Source organism: Tritonibacter mobilis (genome assembly GCF_001681715.1).
Taxonomy (GTDB): domain Bacteria; phylum Pseudomonadota; class Alphaproteobacteria; order Rhodobacterales; family Rhodobacteraceae; genus Epibacterium; species Epibacterium mobile.
In genome coordinates, this window is the sequence record NZ_LNWY01000012.1 from 295,007 (window position 1) to 315,462 (window position 20,456).

17 protein-coding genes are annotated in these 20,456 nt (G+C 60.1%); 12 read left to right on the forward strand and 5 right to left on the reverse strand.

Going from position 1 to position 20,456, the window contains the following annotated elements:
* Window positions 1-24: 24 nt before the first annotated feature.
* The 3 genes from UB90_RS12660 to UB90_RS22825 all read left to right on the forward strand — a co-directional run bounded on the left by UB90_RS12660 (window position 25) and on the right by UB90_RS22825 (window position 3,010).
* Complete coding sequence (locus UB90_RS12660; RefSeq protein ID WP_065326027.1) at window positions 25-975, forward strand: glycosyltransferase family 2 protein; 951 nt, start codon at window positions 25-27, stop codon at window positions 973-975.
* 197 nt (window positions 976-1,172) lie between these two features.
* A complete protein-coding gene (locus tag UB90_RS12665; protein WP_065326028.1) occupies window positions 1,173-2,645 on the forward strand; it encodes a DEAD/DEAH box helicase in 1,473 nt (490 codons plus the stop codon).
* A 191-nt stretch (window positions 2,646-2,836) separates the two neighbouring features.
* Window positions 2,837-3,010, forward strand: coding sequence for an RSP_7527 family protein (locus tag UB90_RS22825; RefSeq protein WP_009176519.1), 174 nt, complete (start codon window positions 2,837-2,839; stop codon window positions 3,008-3,010).
* Window positions 3,011-3,236: 226 nt separating this feature from the next.
* Here the strand turns inward: UB90_RS22825 and UB90_RS12670 are convergent, their stop codons facing one another.
* The 5 genes from UB90_RS12670 to UB90_RS12690 all read right to left on the reverse strand — a co-directional run bounded on the left by UB90_RS12670 (window position 3,237) and on the right by UB90_RS12690 (window position 9,674).
* On the reverse strand, window positions 3,237-4,613 hold the full coding sequence (locus UB90_RS12670) for a TRAP transporter large permease (protein ID WP_009176210.1): 1,377 nt from the start codon (window positions 4,611-4,613) through the stop codon (window positions 3,237-3,239).
* Window positions 4,613-5,290, reverse strand: a complete 678-nt coding sequence (locus UB90_RS12675) for a TRAP transporter small permease (protein ID WP_065326109.1) — start codon at window positions 5,288-5,290, stop codon at window positions 4,613-4,615. The genes UB90_RS12670 and UB90_RS12675 overlap by 1 nt, the downstream gene beginning before the upstream one ends.
* A gap of 132 nt (window positions 5,291-5,422) precedes the next feature.
* On the reverse strand, window positions 5,423-6,427 hold the full coding sequence (locus UB90_RS12680) for a DctP family TRAP transporter solute-binding subunit (protein ID WP_009176572.1): 1,005 nt from the start codon (window positions 6,425-6,427) through the stop codon (window positions 5,423-5,425).
* A gap of 245 nt (window positions 6,428-6,672) precedes the next feature.
* Window positions 6,673-7,926, reverse strand: coding sequence for a sigma-54-dependent transcriptional regulator (locus UB90_RS12685; RefSeq protein ID WP_065326029.1), 1,254 nt, complete (start codon window positions 7,924-7,926; stop codon window positions 6,673-6,675).
* Window positions 7,923-9,674 carry a sensor histidine kinase gene (locus tag UB90_RS12690; protein WP_065326030.1) on the reverse strand — a complete coding sequence of 584 codons (1,752 nt, stop codon included), beginning with the start codon at window positions 9,672-9,674 and terminating at the stop codon, window positions 7,923-7,925. The genes UB90_RS12685 and UB90_RS12690 overlap by 4 nt, the downstream gene beginning before the upstream one ends.
* A 61-nt stretch (window positions 9,675-9,735) precedes the next feature.
* On the opposite strand from UB90_RS12690, the gene UB90_RS12695 reads away from it, so the two are divergent.
* The 9 genes from UB90_RS12695 (at window position 9,736) to UB90_RS12735 (ending at window position 20,422) form a co-directional block, all read left to right on the forward strand.
* Complete coding sequence (locus UB90_RS12695; RefSeq protein WP_065326031.1) at window positions 9,736-10,923, forward strand: cytochrome P450; 1,188 nt, start codon at window positions 9,736-9,738, stop codon at window positions 10,921-10,923.
* Window positions 10,924-11,095: 172 nt separating this feature from the next.
* Window positions 11,096-12,286, forward strand: a complete 1,191-nt coding sequence (locus UB90_RS12700) for an SPFH domain-containing protein (RefSeq protein WP_065326110.1) — start codon at window positions 11,096-11,098, stop codon at window positions 12,284-12,286.
* Window positions 12,287-12,425: 139 nt separating this feature from the next.
* Window positions 12,426-13,529 carry a TFIIB-type zinc finger domain-containing protein gene (locus UB90_RS12705; protein WP_065326032.1) on the forward strand — a complete coding sequence of 368 codons (1,104 nt, stop codon included), beginning with the start codon at window positions 12,426-12,428 and terminating at the stop codon, window positions 13,527-13,529.
* Window positions 13,530-13,774: 245 nt separating this feature from the next.
* Window positions 13,775-14,245, forward strand: a complete 471-nt coding sequence (gene dtd / locus UB90_RS12710) for a D-aminoacyl-tRNA deacylase (protein WP_065326033.1) — start codon at window positions 13,775-13,777, stop codon at window positions 14,243-14,245.
* A gap of 193 nt (window positions 14,246-14,438) precedes the next feature.
* Window positions 14,439-16,025 carry an ABC transporter substrate-binding protein gene (locus UB90_RS12715; protein WP_065331978.1) on the forward strand — a complete coding sequence of 529 codons (1,587 nt, stop codon included), beginning with the start codon at window positions 14,439-14,441 and terminating at the stop codon, window positions 16,023-16,025.
* A 1-nt stretch (window position 16,026) separates the two neighbouring features.
* Entirely contained in the window at window positions 16,027-16,983 is a 957-nt protein-coding gene (locus tag UB90_RS12720; RefSeq protein ID WP_005628642.1) for an ABC transporter permease, read from the forward strand.
* Window positions 16,980-17,795: an ABC transporter permease gene (locus UB90_RS12725; RefSeq protein WP_005628639.1), complete on the forward strand. Its 816-nt coding sequence runs from the start codon at window positions 16,980-16,982 to the stop codon at window positions 17,793-17,795. The genes UB90_RS12720 and UB90_RS12725 overlap by 4 nt, the downstream gene beginning before the upstream one ends.
* On the forward strand, window positions 17,792-19,429 hold the full coding sequence (locus UB90_RS12730) for an ABC transporter ATP-binding protein (protein WP_065326034.1): 1,638 nt from the start codon (window positions 17,792-17,794) through the stop codon (window positions 19,427-19,429). Before UB90_RS12725 ends, UB90_RS12730 begins: the two co-directional genes overlap by 4 nt.
* A gap of 156 nt (window positions 19,430-19,585) precedes the next feature.
* On the forward strand, window positions 19,586-20,422 hold the full coding sequence (locus tag UB90_RS12735) for an alkaline phosphatase family protein (RefSeq protein WP_009176541.1): 837 nt from the start codon (window positions 19,586-19,588) through the stop codon (window positions 20,420-20,422).
* Window positions 20,423-20,456: the final 34 nt, after the last annotated feature.

A 20,456-nucleotide genomic window follows, 5' to 3' on the forward strand; every position in this document is an offset into this window, starting at 1 on the left:
TCAATCACGCAGGCAGGTGGACAGATGAAAGATCCCGCAATTACGGGAAAATGGGGCCTCGTTGCCACCCTCAAGGCCGACGCGCACGAGATCCTGAACTTTGCCGCATGGCATCTGGAACAAGGTGCGCATCGCCTGTTTCTTTACCTGGATGCCCCCTGCCCCGAGGCGCTGCCACACCTTGAAAACCACCCGTACATCCGCGTCATTGAAACCACCGAGGCCCATTGGCAAAAACGCCGGAGCCGTGTGCCGGTAAAACATCAGGTCCGCCAGAGCCTTAACGCCACCCGCGCCTATCGCCGTCAGGCCCGCGACCTGGATTGGCTGATCCATATCGACGTTGATGAGTTTTTGTGGCCCACCTCACCGATTGAAACACATCTGGCATCCCTCACAGACGACACCATCTGCGCCCGTGTGCGCCCGCTGGAGGTACTCGCTGGCAGTAACGATCAATTCAAGGCGCGCGTGCCGCAGGGATCAAGCGCCAGCGCCACCAGCGCCCGGCTCTACCCCCGTTTCGGCGGCTACCTGAAAGGCGGCTTTGTCAGCCACATACAGGGCAAGATCTTTGTACGCTGTGGCCTGAGTGATGTGGAATTGCGCATTCACAATGTCTTTGTGGATGGCGCCGAAAACCCTGCCAAAACAGAGTTCGATGATATGGACCTGTGCCATTTCCACGCGAGCGACTGGGATCATTGGCTGAACCACTATGGCTACCGGCTGCAAAAAGGCTCCTACCGGGCAGACCTGCGCCCGGCTCAGCCCCGCGAAACCGGCGGTGTCACCTTGCACGAATTGCTGTCCTCCTTGGAATCAGAAGAGGGCGAATCCGGCCTCAGGGCCTTTTTCGACGAAGTTTGCGCCGACAGCCCCGGTTTACGGCAAAAATTGACGACAGAGGGGCTTTTGCGCCAACGGAGCTTGCCACTTGCACAATTGCGGCGGAAACATTTCCCGGAATTTTGACGAACTGTTTCAGAAATACTGCAAATACCCCCAATCTCCAAAAGAACGCCGGCGGAATTTCGCGATCATTTGACCGTATCTCGCAATTTTGCTATGTGCCGCCACATCCGGGGACACCTGACTGCTCAGGCGTCCGACTGATACCGGGATAGAGACACACGCGCGGGCCAGGTCAGTGTCCGCAAAAACGGACGCATATGACAAAATTCACCGATCTGAACCTTAATCCGAAGGTCCTCAAAGCCATTGAGGAAGCAGGATATGAAAGCCCGACCCCGATTCAGGCAGGCGCGATTCCCGCCGCCTTGGAAGGACGCGATGTCCTCGGGATCGCTCAGACCGGCACCGGCAAGACCGCCTCCTTCACCCTGCCGATGATCACCCGCCTTGCCCGTGGCCGCGCCCGGGCGCGCATGCCGCGCTCGCTGGTGCTCTGCCCGACGCGCGAATTGGCCGCACAGGTGGCGGAAAACTTCGACACCTACGCCAAACACGTCAAACTGACGAAGGCCCTGCTGATCGGCGGCGTCTCCTTCAAGGAACAGGACGCAGCCATCGACCGCGGTGTTGACGTGCTGATCGCCACACCGGGCCGCCTGCTGGACCATTTCGAGCGCGGCAAGCTGCTCTTGACCGGCATCGAGATCATGGTGGTGGATGAGGCCGACCGGATGCTCGATATGGGCTTTATTCCCGATATCGAACGCATCTTCTCGCTGACGCCCTTCACCCGCCAGACGCTGTTCTTCTCCGCCACCATGGCACCGGAGATCGAGCGCATCACCAACACGTTCCTCTCCGGCCCCGAACGGGTGGAGATCGCGCGGCAAGCGACCACCTCCGAGACGATCGAACAGGCGGTGGTGATGTTCAAAGCCTCCCGCAAGGATCGCGAAGGCAGCGAGAAACGCCGCGTTCTGCGCGAGCTGATCAATCAGGAAGGCGAGGCGGTCAAAAACGCCATCATCTTCTGCAACCGCAAAACCGACGTGGATATCGTCGCCAAATCGCTGAAGAAATACGGTTATGACGCGGCGCCGATCCATGGCGATCTGGATCAGAGCCAGCGGACAAAGACGCTTGATGGCTTCCGTGACGGAACGCTCAAGATCCTCGTGGCCTCCGACGTGGCGGCGCGTGGTCTGGATGTCCCCTCGGTGAGCCATGTGTTCAACTTCGACGTGCCCGGCCATGCAGAGGACTATGTGCACCGCATCGGGCGCACCGGTCGCGCAGGGCGCAACGGTAAAGCCATCACCCTGTGCAGCCCGCGCGATGAAAAGGCGCTGGATGCCGTCGAAGGTCTGGTTCAAAAAGAAATCACCCGCTTGGACAACCCGGTAAAGCCGACGCCGCGCAAAACCGCGACCAAGGAAGACGCGACAAGCGATAAGCCCAAACCGGCCCGTCGCAGCCGCAGCAAAACCACCGCTGCCAAATCCGAAGAGCCGCCAGTCAAAGCCGCTGCACAAACGACTGAGCAGCAGCCACAACAGGCGCAGGAAAAACCCCAGCGTCAGGCCGAGAAACCCGCGGACGATACCAACAAATCCGGTAAATCCCGCTCTCGCGGACGCCGCGATGACCGCCGTGATGACAAGGTCGTGGGCATGGGTGACCATATGCCAAGCTTCATCGCGCTCAGCTTTGATGAGCGCCGCGCCAGCTGATCACCAACAGCTGCAGCCCAAGAAAAGAAACCGCCCTGCATCAGCACGGGCGGTTTTTTCATGGCGAAACGATCCACCTCCCGGATGCCGCATTGCAGCAGAGGCATAGCGGGATTGCCAAGCTATGCGATGTGCAAAGCTGAAGGATACACTAGATGAAGGGCATCAAACGAAGACCCCAAGGTGAAGTTATGGACCTGAATTCAACCGCCCCGCTGCTCAGCGAAGAGATGAAAGACATCGAACTGCGTGCCCGCAAAATGCGCGCCGAGATGATGGGCGTCATCCTCTCCAGCATCGGCGCTGCGCTGGTACGTGCGATCAAAGCACCTGCCCTGCTGCTGTCACGCCCGCGTACGGCCTGATAATTCTGGCCGCCGCGGCCTCCCTCCCGCGTCAGCCTGATGAAAAACGCCCGGACTTCACGGTCCGGGCGTTTTCTTTGCCAAAGCGCCGACCGCTCCCCCTTCTTCTAACCGCAAATATCCTGGGGTGAATGCGCGTCAGCGCAGAGGGGCAACGCCCCTGCCGATAAAAATACGCCCGAAGAGGCAACTCTCCGGGCGCATCATTTCCCATCTATCCGTCAGATCAGTTGGTTATGATCTCAGGTCCCATGATCATATTGGGCAGGAAGGTCGAGATCGCCGGGATATATGTCACCATAATCAGGAAAACAAAGAGCACCGCGAGGAACGGCAGCGCAGCCCGCACCACCGCCATCATCGGCATCCCCGCAACCCCGGAGGTCACAAAAAGGTTCAGCCCCACCGGCGGTGTAATCATCCCGATCTCCATGTTCACAACCATGATGATACCAAGGTGAATTGGGTCAATCCCCAGCTCAATGGCGATCGGGAACACCAAGGGCGCCACAATCACCAGAAGTCCCGATGGCTCCATGAACTGCCCGCCGATCAGCAGGATCACATTGACCACGATCAGGAACATCACGGGGCCAAACCCTGCCGAGAGCATCGCATTGGCGATATGCTGCGGCACCTGCTCGTCGGTCAGAACATGCTTCAGGATCAGCGCGTTAGCGATCACAAACAACAGTGTCACGGTGAGCTTGCCAGCCTCAAACAGCGTGTGTTTGGTATCGCTGTGGAAAAACGCGGTGATCAGCGCATAGGGCTTTTTCAACAGCGAGTCCTTGGGCTGCCCCTCTCCATTGGAAAGCGGTCCCATGTCCTTGTAGACGAAACACGCAATAAAGAAGGCGTAGACCGCCGCCACTGCAGCCGCTTCGGTCGGGGTAAAGATACCGCCGTAGATGCCGCCCAGAATAATCACGATCAGGAACAGACCCCAGCCTGCTTCACGTGCAGAGGCAAAAACCTCCCCCCAGCCGTTCCACTCGCCCTGCGGCAGGTTTTTGACCTTGGCCATCACATAGATTGTGATCATCAGCATGATGCCCGCCATAAGGCCCGGGATGACACCGGCAAGGAACATCCGCCCGACCGAGACCTCAACCGCTGCGGCGTAAACCACCATCACGATGGAAGGCGGGATCAGGATGCCGAGCGTACCTGCGTTACAGATCACCCCGGCGGCAAACTCCTTGGAATAGCCGACCTGACGCATGCCCGCGATCACGATCGTCCCGATGGCCACCACGGTTGCTGGCGACGACCCGGACAGCGCTGCAAACAGCATACAGGCAAAGACGCCCGCAATCGCCAGACCGCCCGGCAGGTGACCGACACAGGCGATGGAGAAACGGATGATCCGCCGCGCCACGCCGCCTGTGGTCATAAAACTGGACGCCAGAATAAAGAACGGAATTGCCAGCAGGGTGAAATGCCCTTCAAAGGCCTGAAACAGCGTCCCCGCAACCGAGCCCAGCGAGCTGTCGGAATAGATCAGCAGGAACACGGTGGACGACAGACCAAGAGCCACCGCAATCGGCACACCGATCAGCAGCAATCCGATCACGAGGGTAAAGAGAAGAACCACTTCCATCAGCCATGCTCTCCTTGTTGAGCGCGAACCGCTTCGAGTTCGTCTTCGACTTCGTGACTTGCAACCAGACGGTCAGTTTGACCGCGCAGGATCTGAAATGCCGCCTGAACAAAACGGATCACCAGCAACAGCATCGACAGCGGCAACACCAGATAGGGCACGACCTTGGGCAGTTTTTCGTAGGAATCGCCGTAGTTGATCAGATCCTCAAGAAAGCGCAGCGCACCGATCATCGGCACATCCTGAACTTCATAGAAACTCTGGCTCCGCGCTTTCAGATCCAGACCGGTGGGAAACCAGCGCCCGGAGGTTGGTGGCAGATCGGCAAAAACCGCCCAGTAGTCATAGGCACCTTTCAGCATCAGAAGCGAAAAGATAATGCAGGCCGCCGCCGCAATCAGACCCAGCGTGCGACGCACGCCTTCGGGCAGCATGTTGATCACCGCATCAACGCCCAGATGGGCATGCACTTTGACCGCATAGGACGCGCCCAAAAGCACCAACCAGGCAAAGAGGAACACAGTGACCTCAAGCGCCCAGAGAATATTGGAATTGAAGACGTAGCGCGCAATCACGTTGGCAAAGGTGAGCAATGTCATTGCTCCGAGGATCAGCGCGATCAACGATTCCTCAAGTGTATGGATGAACCCGGACGGGCCGGTTCTTGCCCCCGACATCATTGTCTCTCCAGTTTTTGGGAAATGGGTGCGGACACAGCCTCTGTGCCGCTCAGGTGTCAGAGCGCATTTTCCCTGCGCTCTGACCAGTATTTCAGATGATCGCGGCCCGCACGGGACCGCAGATCTGACTTAGAAGCCCGCGTTGATGGACTGCGCCGCGTCGATCATATCCTGACCCACGTCGCCTGCGAACTGCTCCCAGACGGGTTTCATCACATCGACCCACGCCTGACGCTGATCAGCGGAAAGCTCACGCACCACACCGCCTGCGGCGATAATAGACTCTTTGGCTTCGTTGTTCACGCGGGTGGATTCGGCGTTCCGGGTTGCGGTGACCTCATGCATGATGGTCATGAACTGGTCACGCACTTCGGGCTCAAGGCTGTCGAGCCAGTCAACCGAGGCCACAACCAGATAGTCGAGCACACCGTGGTTGGTTTCGGTGATACCGTCCTGAACCTCAAAGAACTTCTTGCCGTAGATGTTGGACCAGGTGTTTTCCTGACCGTCCACAACACCCTGCTGCAGCGCGCCATAGACTTCGGAGAAGGCCATTTTCTGCGGGCTGCCGCCGATCGCTTCCATCTGCGCAACCAGCACGTCAGAGGACTGCACGCGGAACTTCAGACCATTGGCATCTTCGGGCAGCAATAGCGGCTTGTTGGCCGACATCTGCTTCATGCCATTGTGCCAGTAACCCAGACCTTGCAGACCACGGCGCTGCATGCTGTCGAGCATGGCCTGACCATTGTCGGAGGCTTGGAATGCGTCGACCGCGTCGATGTTCTTGAACATGAACGGCAGATCAAAGAGGCGGAACTGTTTGGTGAATTTCTCAAACTTCGAGAGCGACGGCGCGGCCAGTTGCACGTCGCCTTGCAGCATCGCCTCAAGCACCTTGTTGTCGTCATAAAGCGTGGAGTTCGGATAGACGACCATGCACATGGTGCCGTTCATCTCTTCGTTCACGCGCTTTTCCAGCAGTGAGGCCGCGATCCCCTTGGGGTGCTTGTCGGTGTTGGTGACGTGGCTGAACTTTACGACGATTTCGCCGTCATCACAGGCTTCGGCTTGTGCGGCACCTGCGGTGACGCTCAGTGCCAGCGCGGTTGCGGCAGCAGTCAGAAACTTCATGGAGATCCTCCCTAAGAATCGATGTCTTCCTCTGACCCCGGATCGGACCCGAGGCTTGGGAGCTAGAATTGGCAAAGGCGGAGTTTCGCTCAAGTCGCGATTCGAGAATCACGACAAATTAACTATTTTCACCTATTTTCAATAAGGTATCGCAAAGTGTGAAGGCGCAAGTGATGCGCGCCTTGCCGCCCTGTGCGGGATTTCACACAGGGCTGTTGCGGGTTGTGCGAAAATCCGCACAGGCGTTAGCGCCGATAGTCTTCCGGGCGAATCCCATAGCGGGCAAGCTTGTCGTAAAAGGTTTTGCGCGGCAGCTTCAGCGCTTCGGCAGCCGCAGCCGCCTTGCCGTTTTGCCGTCCCAAGGCCGCAATCAACAGGGAGCGCTCCACCTGCGCCATCTGCTCTGCCAACCCCAGGTCGGCAGCTTTGGAGACCTCCTCCGGCATCCCCAGCACAAAGCGCATCGCCGCCGACATCAAGGACCGCGCATTGCCGGGCCAATCCTGCGCCATCAGGCTGGCGAGGGTCTCGGGGCTGATTTCGGGCGCATCAATCCCGGCTTGCTCTGCCGCCTGCGACACGTAATGGCGAAACAGCACCGGGATATCGTCGCGCCGCTCGGCGAGCGACGGAATACGCACCCGCATCACATCAAGCCGGTAATAGAGATCGGCATTAAAGCTGCCCCCCGCAACCCTCTCAGACAGATCAACGGAAGAGCCGCCGATGATGCGCGCATCGCTGCCCTGCTCCAGCCGCGCCAGCACCGCGTATTGCGTCTCTTGCGGCATGGCGGACAGCTCATCAAGGAACAGCGATCCTCCCTCGGCGCTGTGGCACAGCTCCTCAAAGGTTTCAGGCGTCAGCCCCGCCGCCGGGCGTTTGACAAACGCACCCTGCCCGCGCCGCGACATCAGATGCACCACCTCGGCAACTTTGGGAATGCCACTGCCCGGCGCGCCACTCACCAGCACCTCTGCCTCGGTGACGGCGGCGGCGCGCACCCGCGCGCGCAACTCCTGCACCTGCGGCGAGGTGCCAAAGATCATCCGTGCCGCCGGGTCGCCCCGCTCCAGTTGCCGTTGCAAACGGCGGTTTTCCAGCACCAGAGCGCGGGTTTTCAGCGCCCGCTCCAGCACCGTCATCAACTTTGCCGTCTCGCAGGGTTTTTCGAGGAAATCGAACGCGCCTTCGGACATGGCCCGCACCGCCATCGGGATATCGCCCTCGCCCGTCAGCAGCACCACCGGCAGTTCCGCATCCACCTCCTGCGCATAGGCCAGAAGATGAAACCCATCGCGCCCCGGCATCCGCATATCCGACAGGATCACCCCGTCGAACTCTGGCGCGATGTGATCCTTGGCCGCGACAAACGACCCTGCCGTCACCGCATCCAGATCCGCCAGTTCCAACGTCTGGCCCAACGCCTCGCGCACGGCGGCGTCATCATCTACCAGTAAGACTTTGCGGGTGGGCAGCGGTGACAGAGAGCGCGTCATGCGGCGGTTTCCTCTTTCCAGTAGTCCAGCTCAACCGTGAACAGGGCGCCATGTTCGGTATTGGTGCCTCGGATGTTGCCGCCAAAGCTTTGCACCAGACCGTAGGAAATGGACAGCCCCAGCCCCATGCCTTCCGAACTGCCCACCGCCTTGGTGGAGTAAAACGGCTCAAACACCTTTTCGGGCTGCTTCAGGCCGGGGCCGATGTCGCGCACAGTTACCGTAAGCCGCTCGCCATCGTTGACGACAATCCGAACAAGGCGGTCGTCCTGTCCCATCATCGCATCCACCGCATTGTTGATGAGGTTCACAAACACCTGCGTCAGACGCACCTCGCCGCCGCGCACCCAGATCGCGCCCGCTTCGGGGGGCCGCCAGTCAAGCATCACGTCATGGTCGCGCAGGCGGGTTTCGGTCAGCTCCACCGCCGCAGTGATCACCTGCACCAGATCGACACGGCCCACCGGCTCGCTCTCATTGCGGGCAAAGGCGCGCAGGTTCTTGATGATCCGGGCCATCCGCGCCGACATCTGCGCAATCCGCGTAAGGTTCTCGCCTGCGCGTTCCGATTTGCCACGCTCCAGAAAGGCCTGACCATTTTCGGCAAACTGCTGAATCGCCATCAGCGGCTGGTTCAACTCGTGGCTGATCCCTGCCGACATCCGCCCCAGCGCCGAGAGTTTGTCGGCCTGCACCAATTCGGCCTGCGCCTGTTTCAGTGCCGCCTCTGCCTCCTTGCGTTCGCGGACCTCCCGGCGCAGCTGCACGTTGGCATCCGACAGGGCGCGCGTGCGGGTCTCAACCCGCACCTCCAGTTCGGCATTGGCCTTTGCCAAGGTGCGGCGGCGCTCTGCCACCCAGAACAGGATCGTGCCAAAGGCCAGACAGACCGCAGCCATCGCCATGGCCTGCAATGTGGCGATCCGCTGCGCTGGCGTTACATCCACCAGAATTTCGCCGCGCATCCCAATGGCGGGCAGATCAATGCCAAGATGCAGAGCCTGATTGGGCAAATAGGGACTCCAGCCCTGTTGCCAGATTTCATGTTCCCCCACATGACGCACCTTCAGCGGCAGATCGCCCCCATCGGCGGTCATCAGCCCGGTCTTGTCATCATCCAACTGCCAGAACAGCAGCTCAAACCGGTTCGACATAAAAACCCGGCCATCCTCGATGGTGAAATACACCGCCGGCAGCGAGCCACGCCACGTCTGTTCGACCACCTCAATATCGGCCACCACCACCAATGTCCCGCGCACCCGCCCATCGGGGCCGTAATCAGGCGCCGCGAAGAAATAGGCGCGGCGTTTGCCACCGGGTAGCACCATCGGCTCTGCCCCCATGGCGCCTTGCATGGCGCGACGAAAATAGCGGTTTTGCGAGACATCCGCTCCCGCGACCCCTTCGGCTGCCGCCAGCACCTGCCCGCTGGCATCCGCATAAAACACATCCAGCGCTCCGGATTTATCGGCAAAGCGGCGCAGCAAATTTGTCGCCAACTCCCGCCCTGCTGCATTGTCGAGCGTCTGAAGCCCCGGATGCTCCACCACCAGCACCGCTTGTTCGCGAAAAATCTGCAATTGCGTGCTGACCCGATCAGAGGCCAGCGCCAGATCGGACGCGGTGCGCTCTCCCAGCGCCGTGAGCGCCTGCCGGTAGGCCGATGACCAAACCGCGACAGACAGCACCACGATGACCAGAACAACGCCGAATATCAGGGCGAGACGGGGGTGACGTGTATCCAACATTGCGCCACAGTAGCAAAGCCCCCCTTGCCAAGGCCAGAGACCTCCGCAAAAAGCCATATACATGAAAACACTGACCCAATCCCCGACTGACCCAGACTTTGTCCAGGACCCCTATCCCTTTTACGACGCCGCGCGCGCAACTGGGAAACTCGGGTACTGGCAGGACTATAAAATGGTGGCCGCCTTTGGCCATGATGCGGTGCATATGCTGCTGCGCGACCGCCGCTTTGGCCGCGAAATCCCCGCCGAGATGGCCACCGAGGGCCCGGCCCATCTCGCGCCCTTCTTGCAGGTCGAAGCACATTCCTTGCTGGATGCAGAACCGCCCCGGCATACACGCCTTCGCAAACTGGTGCTGCGCGCCTTTACCAGCCGCGAGATCAAAGCGCTCGCACCGGGGCTGGAGACGCTGTGCCATGATCTGATTGATGCCTTTCCCAATGATGCGCCCTTTGATCTGCTGACCGCCTATTGCACGCAGGTGCCGGTGATCGCGATCTGTCGCCTGCTCGGCGTACCAGAAGACATGGCCCCGAAGCTTTTGGACTGGTCGCACAAGATGGTGGCAATGTATCAGGCCTCCAAAACCATCGAGACCGAACATGCCGCCGCCAAAGCGAGCGAAGAGTTCATCGCCTTTCTCACAGACTATGTGGACGAGCGCCGCAAGACACCGGGCGATGATCTGATTACCCGCCTCATTCAGGCCGAAGAAGATGGCGAGAGCCTCTCCACCGATGAGCTGATCGGGACCTGCATCCTGCTGCTCAATGCCGGGCACGAGGCGACGGTGCATTCGCTCGGCAACGGGGTGAAGACGATGCTGGAACAGGGCTGGTCGCCCGAGTGGCTGGCCCCCGAGGGCATCAGCGGGCTGGTGGAGGAGATCCTGCGCTATGATCCGCCGCTGCATATGTTCACCCGCTACGCCTATGAGGAGGTCGAGATGCTCGGCCATACCTTCCAGCGCGGAGATTTGGTGGCGCTGATGCTGGCGGCAGCCAACCGCGACCCGGAGGCGCTGGCGCGCGCAGATCAGTTTGACCCGACCCGACCGCCCAAGGTGAACAAGAGCTTTGGCGGCGGCTTGCATTTCTGTGTTGGCGCGCCGCTGGCGCGGTTGGAGATGGAGATTGCCCTGCCGATCCTCTTTGCGCGCTGCCCAGAGCTGAAGCTGGCGGAGGCACCGCAGTATTCCAACAGCTATCATTTCCACGGGCTGACCCGCCTTTGGGTCCAGCAAAGCTAACCTCAGTCGCGCGCATTTGCGTGAAAAAACCGGGCAGCCCTGCGATCCGCTGCCCGGTTTTGCGGGGAAACTCCGCTTCAAATTGGCAAAAACGCCCCCCAAGCGGGCTGCCCTCTGGTTTCAGGACCAATGGATTGCTACATCTTGGGAAACAGCCGTGGGAGGGAACACCTTGGGCATTTTCGATTTTCTCAAAGGCGAATTCATCGACGTCATCCATTGGACCGATGATACCCGCGACACGATGGTCATGCGTTTTGAGCGCGAAGGCCATGCAATCAAATACGGTGCCAAGCTGACGGTCCGCGAAGGTCAGGCGGCGGTATTTGTGCATGAAGGCCAGCTGGCGGATGTGTTTACGCCCGGGCTTTATATGCTCGAAACCAACAACATGCCGGTGATGACGACGCTGCAGCACTGGGACCACGGTTTCCAGTCGCCTTTTAAGTCCGAGATCTACTTTGTCGCGACGACGCGGTTCAATGACCTCAAATGGGGCACCAAGAACCCGATCATGTGCCGCGACCCAGAGTTCGGCCCGGTGCGCCTGCGCGCCTTTGGCACCTATTCGGTGCGGGTGGTGGACCCGGCGCGGTTCCTCACCGAGATTGTCGGCACCGATGGTGAGTTCACCATGGACGAGATCTCTTACCAGATCCGCAATATCATCGTGCAGGAGTTCTCTCGCGCAATCGCAAGCTCCGGCATTCCGGTGCTCGATATGGCTGCCAACACTGCCGATCTGGGCAAGCTGGTCGCGGCCGAAATCGGCCCCGTTGTGGCAGAATACGGCCTCTCGATCCCTGAGCTTTATGTTGAGAATATCTCCCTGCCGCCGGCGGTGGAGCAGGCGATGGACAAGCGCACCCAGATGGGCATCATCGGCGATCTGGGCCGCTATACGCAGTTCAAGGCCGCCGAAGCGATGGAAGCCGCCGCCAAGACCCCCAACAGCGGCATGGGCGCCGGTCTCGGCATGGGGATGGGGATGTCCATGGCACAGCAGATGGGTCAGGCGATGCAAGGAGGCGCACCGTCTCAGGCAGCGGGTCAGACCACCGGGCCATGGGGCGCACGGCCCGCACCCGCTGCGTCGCACCCGTCGCCCCAAGCCGCACCGATGGCCCCGCCACCACCGCCGGTGGAACATGTCTGGCACATTGCAGAAAACGGTCAGACCTCTGGTCCCTACTCCAAGGCCCGCATGGGACGCATGGCCCAAGAAGGCCAGCTTACCCGCGACACCCATGTCTGGACACCGGGTCAGGACGGCTGGATGCGCGCAGGCGACGTGACAGAGCTGGCTCAGCTTTTCACCATCCTGCCCCCTCCGCCACCACCACCACCACCCGCAGGCAGCTGAACCTCACGCCGCGAGGTCCAAAGGTCGGGCGCGCTGACGCCCGACCCTCTTATATCTGCGCCCCGCCCCCTTCCCGCGACCAGACTTGTGTTCAAAGAGCCCGCTTGACGTGACCCAGACACCGCCGCCCCCGCCCACAATGGACGCAGCCCCGCAACAGGCCGAGGAAACCCATCGTTTTCCCTGCGAGCAATGCGGCGCGGACTACCGCTTTGCCCCCGCCGAGGGCGCGCTGATCTGCGATCACTGCGGTCACAAGAAAGACCTCACTGAAAGCCCATGGGGCGGCGCTGCGCTGAAGGAGCTTGATTTCCTCAAGGCCCTGCGCGAACAGCTTCCCGCTGCCGAGATGGAAGTGACGCGCGTCTCCTCCTGCCCCAATTGCGCAGCACAAGTGGAGTTTGACCCCTCGGTGCATGCGCTGGAATGCCCCTTCTGCGCGACCCCGGTGGTGGCAGACACCGGCGAGAATCGCCATATCAAACCCAAGGGCGTGCTGCCCTTTCAGTTTGACGAACGCGCCGCGCGTCAGGCGATGGAAGACTGGCTCGGCGGGCTGTGGTTCGCCCCCAATGGCCTCAAGGACTACGCCCAGAAAGGGCGCAAGCTCGATGGGATTTACGTTCCGTACTGGACCTATGACGCCCAGACCCACAGCCAATACACTGGCCAGCGCGGCACGGAATATACCGTCAGCCGCACCGTGATGGTCGATGGCAAGCCGCAGGTGCGCACCGAAATCCGCGTGCGCTGGTCGAATGTGCGCGGGCGCGTGCAGCGGTTCTTTGATGACGTGTTGGTGCTGGCCTCCAAAAGCCTGCCGCGCAAATATACCGAAGGGCTGGAGCCTTGGGATCTGTCGCAGCTTGCGCCCTATCAACCCAAGTATCTGGCCGGGTTCCGGGCCGAAGCCTATACAGTCGACCTTGAGACAGGCTTTGCCGATGCACGCCAGAAAATGGACCGGGTCATCGAACGCGACATTAAATTCGACATCGGCGGCGACCGCCAGCGCATCAGTTCGGTCGATACGGATGTCAGCGCGGTGACCTTCAAACATGTGCTGCTGCCGGTCTGGCTGGCGGCCTATAAATACCGCGGCCAAAGCTATCGCTTTGTGGTCAATGGCCAGTCCGGCCGCGTGCAGGGCGAACGCCCCTATTCCGCGTGGAAGATCGCCGGTGCCGTGGTGCTGGGTCTGATTGTCGCGGCGGGTGTGGCCTACCTCGCGTCACAGAGTTAAATTCCGACATCTGCTTGCGTTTTCGCGACACCCCCGGCATGTTCGCGCCAAATCCGGGGAGACGACACATTGTCCGACAGCGCTTTGAGCGAGTTCGACCAACGGCCACGCAGGCGTCACAGCCACCCAAGACGGACCCGACCTCAGGCGGTCGCGGTCACTCTGGCTGATGCTGACAGGCGCTGCTCTATCGGCGACAAGGCGCGCTCAGCCCTCTCCCGTAATCCCAAGATGAAAGGACAGGCATGCGTGCCCTCCTGCAACGTGTGAGCACCGCCAGCGTCACCGTCAATACAAATGTCATCGGCGAAATCGGTCCCGGTCTTCTGGTTTTGGTCTGCGCCATGCAGGGCGACTCGGAAGATGAGGCCGCGCAACTGGTGCATAAAATTTCTCGCCTGCGGATCTTTCGCGATGACGCAGGCAAGATGAACCGCTCCGTCAGCGACATTGGTGGCGCCGTGCTGGTGGTTAGCCAGTTCACGCTGGGTGCCGACACCCGGAGCGGCACGCGGCCCGGCTTTTCCAAAGCGGCCCCTCCAGATGAAGGAAAGCACCTTTATCATTGTTTTTGCGACAAAATGCGTGCGATCGGGCTGCCGGTTGAGACCGGAGAGTTTGGCGCTGACATGAAAGTTTCACTTGTCAACGACGGTCCTGTTACAATCTCGCTCGACACCGATGACCGTCCAAACAAACCCGCAAGACCGGGGTAACACCCCCGCTCGAGCCAGAGGATGTGCGGGCTGACATGGGCGCGATAATGGCCGGTTTTCCCGGCACCCCCAGCAAGGCTCACGCAATTTTCTGGCATTATTCCTTGCCCCAGTGTGCCAAATCGGCAAATCTTGATTCACCATTCAAGAAAAAAGCCGGGGCCTACCCGTAACCTCGACAGGGAGACAACGAATGAACGATTATCTCAAGCACCTCGCACAGGAAGCCGCTCTGGGCCGTATGGGCCGACGCGAATTCCTCGGCCGCGCTGCGGCGCTGGGTGTGGCCGCACTGGGGGCCAACACGCTGTTGGCCACTGCTGCCAAGGCCGCAGGTCCGCAAAAGGGCGGCACCATCCGGATTGGTATTCAGGGCGGCAGCTCTGCTGACAGCCTTGATCCGGCACTGGCCGCAAATGCCACCGCAACCTCAGTTTCCCGTCTCTGGGGCGAACCGCTGGTCGAACTCGACCCGATGGGCGGCATCTGGCACCGTCTGGCCGAAAGCTATGACGCCTCTGCCGACGCCCGCGTCTGGACCTTCAAGATCCGCCAGGGTGTGACCTTCTCCAACGGCAAGGAACTGACTGCCGAAGACGTGCTTGCCACGATGGAGCGTCACTCCGGCGAGGAAAGTAAATCCGGCGCGCTCGGCATTATGCGCGGGATCAAATCCATGCGCGCCGAGGGGTCTGATTTCATCATCGAACTGGACGAACCCAACGCCGACCTGCCCTATCTGCTGACCGACTATCACCTGCTGATCCAGCCGGGTGGTGGCAAGGACGATCCGGCGGCAGGGATCGGTACTGGCCCCTACATCCTGAAATCGGTCGAGCCCGGCGTGCGCTTTGTTGCGGAAAAGAACCCCAACTACTGGGACGACTCGCTGGGTCATGCCGACACCATCGAGTTTATCGTCATCAACGACGATACCGCGCGTGTTGCTGCCCTGCAGTCCGGTCAGGTGCATATGATCAACCGCGTTCCGCCGCGCACCGCACGCCTTGTGGACCGCGCCCCGACTATCGACGTGCGTGAAACCGCAGGTCCGGGTCACTATGTGTTCATCGCCCATTGCGACAAAGATCCCTTTGCCAACAACGATGTGCGCATTGCGCTGAAATACGGCATCAACCGTCAGGAAATGGTCGACAAGATCCTGAACGGCTATGGCTCTATTGGTAACGACACGCCGATCAACTCGTCCTATCCGCTGTTCACTGAACTGGAGCAGCGCACCTACGATCCCGACAAGGCGAAGTTCCACATGCAGAAATCGGGCTATGACGGCTCCATTTTGCTGCGGACCTCCGATAACTCCTTCCCGGGTGCGCCGGATGCGGCTGCGCTGTTCCAGCAATCGCTTTCGGCAGCGGGCATCAACCTCGAAATCAAGCGTGAGCCAAACGATGGCTACTGGTCCGAGGTCTGGAACAAACAGCCCTTCTGTACCTCCTACTGGGGTGGCCGTCCGACGCAGGATTCGATGTTCTCAACCGCCTATCTGTCCACCGCAGACTGGAACGACACCCGTTTCAACAACGAGCAATTCGACCAGTTGCTCTATGCGGCACGCGCAGAACTGGATGAGGCCAAGCGGACGCAGATGTATGCGGATATGTCCACCATGGTCCGCGACGAGGGTGGCTTGGTCTGCCCGATGTTCAACAGCTTCATTGACGGTGTCAGCACCGAAGTGGACGGCTGGGTCGATGCCAAGACAGGCTTTGAGCTGAACAACTTCTATGCGCCCATGAAAATGTGGGTCAAAGCCTGATATGAATCCGGTTTTAAAGCTACTGGCTCAGCGCATTGCGCTGAGCCTCTTCCTCCTGTTGATGATCTCGGCACTGATCTTTGCGGGCACCATGATCCTGCCCGGTGACGTCGCCCAGTCCATCCTCGGACAATCCGCAACCCCCGAAGCGCTCGCCAACCTGCGCGCAGATCTTGGCCTGAACGACCCTCCGCTTACTCGCTATTTTGAATGGCTTTTCGGTGCGTTACAGGGTGATCTTGGCACTGCCTTGACCTCTGGACAGGACATCACTTCTGCGATTGGCTCGCGCCTCTCCAACACGCTGTTCCTCGCCTTCTGGGCCGCCATCATTGCGGTGCCTCTGGCCATTTTCCTCGGTCTGTTGGCGGTACGCTACAAAGATCGTTGGCCCGATAAGTTGATCTCAGGCGTCACTTTGGCGTCGATCTCCATTCCTGAATTCCTGATCGGCTACGTCCTGATGTATCTGATCGCCGTGAAACTGCGCTGGTTTCCCTCTGTCGCCATGATCAACGACAGTATGAGCCTGTGGCAGAAGCTCAATTCCATCGCCCTGCCCGTTGCGGTGCTGACGCTTGTGGTGCTTGCCCACATGATGCGGATGACCCGTGCGGCGATCCTCAACGTGATGCAGTCCGCCTATATCGAGACCGCTGAACTGAAAGGGCTTTCGACCTTCAAGGTCATCTGGCGCCACGCCTTTCCCAACTCGGTTGCACCGATTGTGAATGTGGTGATGCTGAACCTTGCTTATCTGGTCGTCGGTGTCGTGGTGATCGAAGTGGTCTTCGTCTATCCCGGCATGGGGCAATATCTGGTGGATCATGTCTCCAAACGTGACGTGCCGGTGGTGCAGGCCTGTGGTCTGATCTTTGCCGCCGTCTATATCGGCCTCAACATGGTTGCCGATATCGTGTCGATCCTGTCGAACCCGCGTCTGAGGCATCCGAAATGAAGAATATCCCCGTATCCGCATTGATCGGGCTGTTTTTCACGGCCCTTTACTTCCTCGGCGCGATCTTTGCGCCGCTCTTGGCCCCCTATGGCATGGCCGAAGTGGTCGGTGACGTCTGGGAACCTTCCAGCGCCGACTACTGGCTGGGCACCGACAATATCGGCCGCGATCTCCTGAGCCGCATGATCTACGGCGGGCGCACCACCATATTTATCGCCACAATGGCGACGGTGATCTCCTTCACCACCGGTGCGATCCTCGGCATATTTGCTGCGGTGTCCGGTGGTTGGGTTGACCAGCTGCTGTCGCGCTTTGTCGATCTGATCATGTCGATCCCGACGCTGATCTTTGCGCTGGTGGTGCTGTCGGTCACACCGGTGACCGTGCCCATGCTGATCCTCGTGATGGGTCTTTTGGACTCCACCCGCGTGTTCCGTCTGGCCCGCGCCGTTGCCGTCGATATCGAGGTGATGGACTATGTGGAGGCCGCCCGTCTGCGCGGCGAGAAAACCGCATGGATCATCTTCCGCGAAATCCTGCCCAACGCGCTGTCGCCGCTGGTGGCAGAGATGGGTCTGCGCTTTATCTTCATGGTGCTCTTTGTCTCCACCCTCTCGTTCCTTGGCCTGGGCGTACAGCCCCCCGAGGCAGACTGGGGCGGCATCGTGAAGGAAAACAAGGACGGCATCGTCTATGGCATCCCCGCCGCCCTGATCCCCGCCTTCGCCATCGCAACCCTTGCGATCTCGGTGAACCTCGTGGCGGATTGGGTTCTGAACCGAACCACATCGCTGAAAGGAGGCCGGGGATGAGCGAACCACTCCTGAAGGTCCGCGACCTAAAAATTGGCGCCACGGTCTATCCGCCCGGCGAAAAACCCCATGATATCGAGATCGTGCACGGCGTCAGTTTTGATCTGATGCCCGGCAAGGTGCTCGGTCTGATCGGGGAGTCCGGCGCGGGCAAATCCACCATCGGTCTGTCGTCCATGGCTTACGGTCGGGGCGGCGTGAAGATCACCGGCGGCGAGGTTTGGGTCAACGGGCGCGATATCCTCAAATCCAAACTGAGCGACATCCGCAAACTGCGCGGTGGCGAGGTGACCTATGTGTCGCAATCCGCAGCCGCGTCGTTCAACCCGGCCAAGACCATCATGGAACAGGTGATTGAGGCCTCGGTCGAGCAGGGTAAATTTTCGCGCAAAGTGGCCGAAGATCGCGCTCGCAACCTCTTTGCCAAGCTCGGCCTGCCCGATCCCGACAACATCGGTGCTCGCTATCCGCATCAGGTCTCCGGCGGCCAGTTGCAGCGCTGCATGACAGCACTTGCGCTCTGTCCTGAACCAGATCTGGTGGTCTTTGACGAGCCCACGACGGCGCTTGATGTGACCACGCAGATCGATGTTTTGATGGCCATCAAGGAAGCGATCCGCGACACCGGCGTGGCCGCGCTTTATATCACCCACGATCTCGCGGTGGTGGCGCAGGTCTCTGATGACATCATGGTGCTGCGCCACGGCGAAACCGTGGAATACGGCACGGTCGATCAGATCATCAACAACCCACAAGAAGAGTACACGCAGGCGCTGGTTTCCGTGCGCTCCATCGAGCATGAGGAAAAGGCCCCCACCGAGGAGCCGGTCCTGTCGGTGCGCAATATCACCGCGCGCTATCAGGGCACCAAATTCGATGTGCTGCACAATGTGAACGTGGATCTCTACCCCGGTCAGACACTGGCTGTGGTGGGCGAGTCTGGTTCGGGCAAATCGACGCTCGCGCGGGTCATCACCGGGCTGTTGCCGCCGCGCGAGGGGGAGATCTACTTCAACGGGCGCACTCTCACTCCGGACTTCAAACACCGCAGCCGCGAGGATCTGCGCGAATTGCAGATGATCTACCAGATGGCGGATGTGGCGATGAACCCACGCCAGACTGTGGGCACCATCATCGGCCGCCCGCTGGAGTTCTACTTCGGCCTCCGGGGCAGTGAAAAGCGCAAGCGGATCATCGAGTTGCTCGATGAGATTGAACTTGGCGAGAGCTTTATGGACCGCTACCCGGCAGAGCTGTCGGGCGGGCAGAAACAGCGTGTCTGTATCGCCCGCGCATTGGCGGCAAAGCCCAAGATGATCATCTGCGACGAGGTCACCTCGGCGCTTGATCCTCTGGTCGCCGATGGCATCCTGAAGCTGTTGCTCAACTTGCAAAAGATCGAGGATGTGGCCTATCTCTTTATCACCCACGATCTGGCGACGGTGCGCGCGATTTCGGACAATATCGCGGTGATGTATAAGGGAAAGGTCCAGCGCTACGGCGGCAAAACGCAGGTGCTGAGCCCGCCCTTTGATGATTACACCGACCTTCTGCTGAGTTCCGTACCAGAGATGAAACTGGGCTGGCTCGAAGAGGTCATCGCCAATCGCAAGATGGAGAGCGCGGGCAACTGATGCCCGCCTCCTGCCAACCGGCAGCGCCCGCTCGATGCGGGCGCAAGACAATAGAAGCCCTGTTCGGCCGCAAGGCCGGACAGCGCCCGACCCTCCCCCCAGGGAGGGCGCTGACCTGAGCACCCATAGATCAAACCCCAGCCCAGGACCTCTCACATGGACCGCAAACTTCTGCTCATCATCCTTGACGGCGTGCCCTACCGCAATTTCCGTCGCCTGTTTGGCAACCTCGAAGGCTGGGTTGCATCTGGCGACGCGCGCATCTGGAAACACCGCGCGGTGCTGCCCTCGATCTCCGCGAGCTGCTATGCCTCGATCCACACCGGGGTCAGCCCGCAGGAACATGGCTGCACCGGTAACGGCAATGTCTTTCGCCTCAGCCACGACGATGTGTTCTCTCAGGTGCGCAAAGGGGGCGGCACCACGGGTGCTGTTGCGCATAGCTTCTGGTCGGAGTTCTTCAATCGCTCCCCCTTCGATTACGTGCGCGACATTGAGTATGACGAACCTCAAAGCGCCACCATCAACCATGGCCGGTTTCACTCCATGACCGGCTATGGCCACGACAACCAGATGACACCCTCGGATGTGGATCTGTTTGCCACGCTGACCAACCTCTGCGGTCGCTTTGATCTGAACTACGGCATGTTGCACACCTGCACGCTGGACAGCATGGGGCATCGGTTCTTTCACGAAAGCGCCGAGATGGACAAAGCCTGCTTTGTCATGGACGAGATGCTCGCGCCTTTTATTCCGCGCTGGCGCGCCATGGGCTATGAGGTGATCGTGACTGCAGACCACGGTCAGGACGACCGCGGCCACCACGGCGGACGCCATCCCCTGCAACAGGAAACTGCGCTTTATTACTTTGGCGATGCCGAAGGTCCGGCTGAGGATGACGTGATCGACCAGCTACAGCTGGCCCCGACGATCCTCAATCGCCTGGGCGCGCCAGTTGCACAGAGCATGAAAGCTGGGGCATTCTTGCGCTGAGGTCACGCATTTCGGCCTCGCCCAGCCTTTCATG

Coding starts and splice junctions, on each gene's coding strand:
- UB90_RS12735 (WP_009176541.1), top strand. CDS start 19,586: ATGGACCGCAAACTTCTGCTCATCATCCTTGACGGCGTGCCCTACCGC.
- UB90_RS12670 (WP_009176210.1), bottom strand. CDS start 4,613: ATGGAAGTGGTTCTTCTCTTTACCCTCGTGATCGGATTGCTGCTGATC.
- UB90_RS12660 (WP_065326027.1), top strand. CDS start 25: ATGAAAGATCCCGCAATTACGGGAAAATGGGGCCTCGTTGCCACCCTC.
- UB90_RS22825 (WP_009176519.1), top strand. CDS start 2,837: ATGGACCTGAATTCAACCGCCCCGCTGCTCAGCGAAGAGATGAAAGAC.
- UB90_RS12725 (WP_005628639.1), top strand. CDS start 16,980: ATGAAGAATATCCCCGTATCCGCATTGATCGGGCTGTTTTTCACGGCC.
- UB90_RS12675 (WP_065326109.1), bottom strand. CDS start 5,290: ATGTCGGGGGCAAGAACCGGCCCGTCCGGGTTCATCCATACACTTGAG.
- UB90_RS12695 (WP_065326031.1), top strand. CDS start 9,736: ATGAAAACACTGACCCAATCCCCGACTGACCCAGACTTTGTCCAGGAC.
- UB90_RS12680 (WP_009176572.1), bottom strand. CDS start 6,427: ATGAAGTTTCTGACTGCTGCCGCAACCGCGCTGGCACTGAGCGTCACC.
- UB90_RS12665 (WP_065326028.1), top strand. CDS start 1,173: ATGACAAAATTCACCGATCTGAACCTTAATCCGAAGGTCCTCAAAGCC.
- UB90_RS12730 (WP_065326034.1), top strand. CDS start 17,792: ATGAGCGAACCACTCCTGAAGGTCCGCGACCTAAAAATTGGCGCCACG.
- UB90_RS12690 (WP_065326030.1), bottom strand. CDS start 9,674: ATGTTGGATACACGTCACCCCCGTCTCGCCCTGATATTCGGCGTTGTT.
- UB90_RS12720 (WP_005628642.1), top strand. CDS start 16,027: ATGAATCCGGTTTTAAAGCTACTGGCTCAGCGCATTGCGCTGAGCCTC.
- UB90_RS12705 (WP_065326032.1), top strand. CDS start 12,426: ATGGACGCAGCCCCGCAACAGGCCGAGGAAACCCATCGTTTTCCCTGC.
- UB90_RS12685 (WP_065326029.1), bottom strand. CDS start 7,926: ATGACGCGCTCTCTGTCACCGCTGCCCACCCGCAAAGTCTTACTGGTA.
- dtd (WP_065326033.1), top strand. CDS start 13,775: ATGCGTGCCCTCCTGCAACGTGTGAGCACCGCCAGCGTCACCGTCAAT.
- UB90_RS12715 (WP_065331978.1), top strand. CDS start 14,439: ATGAACGATTATCTCAAGCACCTCGCACAGGAAGCCGCTCTGGGCCGT.